This window comes from Streptomyces sp. NPDC056160, from assembly GCF_042268205.1.
Lineage (GTDB): Bacteria > Actinomycetota > Actinomycetes > Streptomycetales > Streptomycetaceae > Streptomyces.
In genome coordinates this window covers 1-5,227 of the sequence record NZ_JBHJUW010000267.1, presented here as the reverse complement: position 1 = coordinate 5,227, position 5,227 = coordinate 1, and the positions used below count along the sequence as shown (strand labels likewise).

Here is a 5,227-nt window from a genome sequence, read left to right as displayed (position 1 = left end):
GGGGCTTGTGGGATTGGTTTTTGTTTATATGACAGTGGGGGGGCACGCCCCGGTGCCTGCCACCCCACCCCTTCGCTACGCCGTCGCGGCTGTCACTCGCCGTCCTTCTTCTGCGGGAGGATCTGCCATTCCTGGTCGTCGCTCGTGGAGCAGTAGAACAGGGTGAGGTTGGTGTCGTTGACGCCGTCGCCGTTGCCCGCCACGTCGAGGCACAGGTTCTGGCTGGCGAAGTTGCGGATCCAGTAGGCGCCGCTCTTCTGCTTGTCCACCCACCACAGCTGGTTGTCGGCCTGGGTGGGGTTGCACATGTACTCCATGATCGGGGACCGCACGGGAGCGGCGTCGTAGCCGGTCACGTCCATGCAGAACCTGTCCTTGACGTTGCGGATCAGGAAGAGGGGGGTGCCGCCGGGGCCGCCCCTGGCGTCCGTCACGTCCAGGTCCCACAACTGGTTGTCGTGCGAGGTCCCGTCGCAGTCGTACTCGCGCACCGGCCCGGCCTTCGTGCCGTTGTCGTAGCCCGGGATGTCCGCGCACTTCTTGGTCGTGGTGTTGCGCAGCAGCACGTTCTCGGCGGGCACCACCGGCTTGGGCTTCTTCTTCTTCGCGGGCGCGCCTCCGCCGCCTCCGCCGTCGCCGCCGCCGCCCTTGGCCTCCTCGGTGTTCTGCGGGGCCTCGGGCTGCTGCGGCTGCTCGGGGGACGGGGGCGGCGGCGCGGGGGCCAGGGCCGGGCTCGAACTCGGGGACGGTGCGAGCGTGGTGCCGGCCTCGGCGACCTTCTCGTTGGCGCCGGTGGCGACCCTTGGCTTGTAGGCGATCCAGAGCATCACGAAGGTGATGGACAGGGCCAGCAGCACGCCGAAGAACGTGGCGAGCCAGCGCGGCAGGAAGCCGCGCTGCACGTAGGTGCCGTCCACGGGCAGGGCGTTCGCGCCCGAGCGCTGGACTGCCAGGGTGTACGGCCGCTGCTCCTTGGCCCCGAACCAGATGATCTTCCGCGGCTTCAGGGTGGCCTTGACGAAGGCGGCCCGCCCCGGCTCGATCTGCACGTTGCTCGGGTGCAGGTCGTAGGAGAGCTGGTCGCCGTTGTCGCTGCCGCTCAGGGAGGCGGTGACCTTGGTGTTGCCGAGGTTGTCGACCGCGAGGCGGGGGCGCCCGCGGAACCGGCCCTTGACGGTGTGCGGGACCAGTTCCGCCCGGATCTCGGTGAAGGGCGTGATGGTGAGGTTGCCCTCGGGGACGGTGACGGCCTCGGGGTGCTCGGTCGGGGTGATGCGGACGGCGTACGGGTTCGGTCCGGCCGTGGCGTCGGGAGTGCGCGGCGGGGAGAAGGTCAGCTCCACCGTGCCCGTCGTGCCCGGGTAGAGCCGCAGCGTCGGCGGTTCCACGATCGTCCAGGGCGCGATGTCCCCGACCGGTTCGAAGCGGTACTCGTCGACGACGTCACCGGTGTTGCGCAGCCGCAGCCGCACGCGGGTGCTGCCCCCCGGATCGACGGTCGCGGAAGCGGGTTCCAGAGAGGTCCAAAGGCTCATCTGTCAGGTCACTGCTCCGGGGTCTTCGTGGCGTGGTGCTCGGCGTACTCGACGAGGTCGCCGTCGGCGGACGACATGGCTGCCGTCGGCGCACCCCGGCGGGCGCCGCTTCGCCCCCGCCCCAGTCGCCGCGTCCACCTGCCCGTACGCGCGCCGCGCTCCCCTCCGCTGCCGGCGCTCACCAGCCTGGTCCGCGCGCGCGGGCGTACGGAAGGGACGCGGGGGCAGTCGCGCGGGCAGCGGGCCCGGCCATGGGGGCAGCGGGGCCGGGCGGACTGCCCCTCGGGGCAATCGGCGTGCCCGCGAAGAGGTACCGCAGGACGTTTCGAACGACGCGCTTCGCGCGTGAGGGTGGAGCCCGTTCCTGTCTCGTACCCCGAGGAGAGCAGAGCATGCCGTCCTACCTGTCACCCGGCGTCTACGTCGAGGAGGTGGCCAGCGGTTCACGTCCGATCGAGGGGGTCGGCACCTCGGTGGCGGCCTTCGTGGGCCTCGCGCCGGCCGGGCCGCTCAACGAGCCGACCCTGGTGACCAACTGGAGCCAGTACGTGGCGGCCTTCGGTGAGTTCACCGACGGGTACTACCTGGCCCACTCGGTGTACGGGTTCTTCCAGAACGGCGGCACGGCGGCCTACGTCGTCCGCGTCGGAGGCTCCGCCGAGGGCACCGACGGCGCGGTCGGCCGCGCCTCTTCGACGCCCGCCGCGGTGAGCGGTTCCGCCGCTCCGGCCGCGCTGCCGGCCGGTGAGCCGCGCCAGCTCGGCACGTTCACGGTGACCGCCATCGCCAACGCCAAGGGCGGGCTGAGCGTCGAGGTCGCCGACCCGGAGGGCGAGGGCCCCGCCGAGCGGTTCAAGCTGGTCGTCAAGGACGGCGACAAGGCCGTCGAGACCTTCGACGTCACCGCCAAGAAGAGCGGCCGCAACTACGTCGTCACGCAGGTGAAGGAGCGCTCGAAGCTCATCACCGTGACCGAGGCCGCGCCGGCCGCGCAGTTGGCCCGCCCGGAGAACCAGACGCTGGCCCTGCCGGCCCCGGCGCCCGTCGCGGTCCCCGCCACGCCGCCCGCCCAGGAGTCGGTGCCGGACCGCCACCCCGGCCCGGCCGAGTACCTCGGCGACTCCGCGGACCGCACCGGCTTCGGCGGCCTGGAGGCCGTCGACGAGGTCTCCATGGTCGCCGTCCCCGACCTGATGGCCGCCTACCAGCGCGGCGCGATCGACCTGGAGGCCGTCAAGGCCGTCCAGCTCGGCCTGATCGCGCACTGCGAACTGATGGGCGACCGGGTCGCCGTCATCGACCCCCCGCCGGGCCTGAACGCCCAGCAGATCCGGGTCTGGCGCCAGGAGACGGCCGGCTACGACTCCAAGTACGCCGCCCTGTACTACCCCTGGATCAAGTCGTTCGACCCGAGCAGCGGCCAGTCCCGGCTGATCCCGCCGAGCGGCCACGTCGCCGGCGTGTGGGCCCGCAACGACGCCGAGCGCGGCGTCCACAAGGCGCCCGCCAACGAGGTCGTGCGCGGCGCGATCGACCTGGAGAACCAGATCACCCGCGGCGAGCAGGACCTGCTCAACCCGATCGGCGTCAACTGCATCCGCGCCTTCCCGGGCCGCGGCATCCGCGTCTGGGGTGCCCGCACCCTCTCCTCCGACCCGGCCTGGCGCTACCTGAACATCCGCCGCTACTTCAACTACCTTGAGGAGTCCATCCTCATCGGTACCCAGTGGACGGTGTTCGAGCCGAACGACCACGCGCTGTGGGCCCGCATCCGGCGTAACATCTCCGCGTTCCTGGTCAACGAGTGGCGCAGCGGCGCCCTGTTCGGCCAGCGTCCCGAAGAGGCGTACTACGTCAAGTGTGACGAGGAGACCAACCCGCCGGAGTCGGTCGACGTCGGCCGGGTCGTCTGCGAGATCGGCATCGCGCCGGTCAAGCCGGCCGAGTTCGTGATCTTCCGGCTGGCCCAGTTCTCCAGCGGCAGCGGTGAGCTGGAGGAGTAGGCCCCGCGCCCGCCCTCCGCTCCTCTTCCCCCCAGCCAGGTCTTCGAGAAGGACAGCTAACACATGAGTCTCCAGCCGGGTGACGCCCTCACCTCGCACAATTTCGGCCTGCAGATCGACGGCGTGATGGTCGAGTACCTGGCCGAGGTCAGCGGTCTGAGCATCGAGCAGGACGTCATCACGTACCAGCAGAACACCCCGGGCGGCCAGAACGTCGTCAAGAACCTGCCGGGCGTGAAGAAGAACGGCACCTGCACGGTCGTGCGCGGCATGACCCAGTCCGCGTCGTTCACGCAGTGGATCAACCAGTCCATCAGCGGGCAGATGACCACCGCCCGCAAGAACGCGTCCATCATCATGATGGACTTCCAGAACAACCCGGTGAAGCGCTACCACCTGCGCAACGCCTGGTGCAGCAAGATCGACGCGAGCACGGTCAAGGCGGGCGAGGCCGCCGCTCTGACCGAGACCGTGACGATCGCGTTCGAAGAACTGGTCATCGAGTAATGCGGCGTACGGCAGGCCGGGCCGGCAGCGCCGTCGCGTACGCCGGCCAGGACGCGGCGGCGGAGCCCGCCCCGGAGACGGGAGTGCAGGCTCCGCCGGCGCAGCAGGCCGCGGCACCGCAGCCGGCGGCGCCGCAGTCCCTGCCGCAGGAACCGCTGCGCACCGAGTTCCCCTTCCAGCTGCCCCGCGGCTACGTCGACGAGTCGGGCACCGTCCACCGGGACGGGACCATGCGCCTGTCGACGGCACGCGACGAACTCGTCCCGCTGCGGGACGTGCGCGTGCAGGAGAACCCGGCGTACCTGTCGGTGGTGCTGCTGGGCCGGGTCATCACCCGGCTCGGCACGCTGCCCCTGGTCCACGACGGCATCGTGGAGAACATGTTCGCCTCGGACCTGGCGTTCCTGCAGGACTTCTACCGGCAGATCAACGCCGAGGGCCACACCCGCGCCGCCGTCCGGTGCCCGCACTGCTCGGAACCCTTCGAAGTGGAACTCGGCGGGAGCCGCCTGGGGGAATCGTGACGTACGCGACCGACCGGCTGCAGGAGGAGATCGCGTACGTGGCCTACCACTTCCACTGGAGCCTGGAGGAGATCCTGGACCTGGAACACCACGATCGCCGCCGTTACACGGAGGCGATCGCCTCCCTGGTGACGCGCGCCGGGGCGGAGGGCTGAGCAGTGGGTTTCCTGGACCGGCTGGACCCGCGCGAGCGCACCCGCAGGCGGGGCTCCGCCGCGCGCGGCGAGAGCGCGGACGGTGCCGTGACGGACGTGGCACGCGCCGCTGACGTCACGGATGGCGCGGGCGCCACGGACGCGGCGGGCGATGGGGCAGGCGGGGGCTCGACAGGCCCCGCGGCCGGCTCGGACACACGGGCGGCGGTAGCGCCGACCTGGTCCGCGCTGCCGCCGATCCAGCGTGCCCTCGCCCCGGCCCCGGGCGGTGTCGCCGATTCCGCGTTCGGCGGACGACTGCCCACGTGGCAGAACCCGTCGTTCGCCGCCTCGGCGTCCCACGCGGTCCTGGACGGGCGGTCGAGCACGGTGCTCGGCGGCATGGTCCACCAGGGCACCGCACGCCCGACCACGGGTCTGGAGCGGCCCGCCGCCGCCCTGCCCACGGCCGCCGGCCAGGAGCCGGTGGTGCAGCGGGCGCCGGCGGTGCCGCTGCGGTACAT

At 71.5% G+C, this 5,227-nt stretch carries 6 protein-coding genes and 1 pseudogene; 5 read left to right on the top strand and 2 right to left on the bottom strand.

What is annotated here, in order from left to right:
* Positions 1-92: 92 nt before the first annotated feature.
* A complete protein-coding gene (locus tag ACFC02_RS41560) occupies positions 93-1,535 on the bottom strand; it encodes an RICIN domain-containing protein (protein ID WP_376368060.1) in 1,443 nt (480 codons plus the stop codon).
* Positions 1,536-1,543: 8 nt separating this feature from the next.
* Entirely contained in the window at positions 1,544-1,717 is a 174-nt protein-coding gene (locus ACFC02_RS41555) for a hypothetical protein (protein WP_376368058.1), read from the bottom strand.
* Between the two features lie 210 nt (positions 1,718-1,927).
* Here ACFC02_RS41555 and ACFC02_RS41550 point away from each other — a divergent pair, with 210 nt between their 5' ends.
* The 5 genes and pseudogenes from ACFC02_RS41550 to ACFC02_RS41530 form a co-directional block, all read left to right on the top strand.
* Positions 1,928-3,538, top strand: a complete 1,611-nt coding sequence (locus ACFC02_RS41550) for a phage tail sheath subtilisin-like domain-containing protein (protein WP_376368056.1) — start codon at positions 1,928-1,930, stop codon at positions 3,536-3,538.
* A 63-nt stretch (positions 3,539-3,601) separates the two neighbouring features.
* Complete coding sequence (locus ACFC02_RS41545; protein WP_037862822.1) at positions 3,602-4,045, top strand: phage tail protein; 444 nt, start codon at positions 3,602-3,604, stop codon at positions 4,043-4,045.
* Positions 4,045-4,569, top strand: coding sequence for a hypothetical protein (locus ACFC02_RS41540; protein ID WP_360974881.1), 525 nt, complete (start codon positions 4,045-4,047; stop codon positions 4,567-4,569). The genes ACFC02_RS41545 and ACFC02_RS41540 overlap by 1 nt, the downstream gene beginning before the upstream one ends.
* Positions 4,566-4,724: a DUF6760 family protein gene (locus ACFC02_RS41535; protein ID WP_018568006.1), complete on the top strand. Its 159-nt coding sequence runs from the start codon at positions 4,566-4,568 to the stop codon at positions 4,722-4,724. Before ACFC02_RS41540 ends, ACFC02_RS41535 begins: the two co-directional genes overlap by 4 nt.
* Positions 4,725-4,727: 3 nt before the next feature.
* Positions 4,728-5,227: pseudogene (locus tag ACFC02_RS41530) on the top strand (hypothetical protein); the annotation flags it as partial.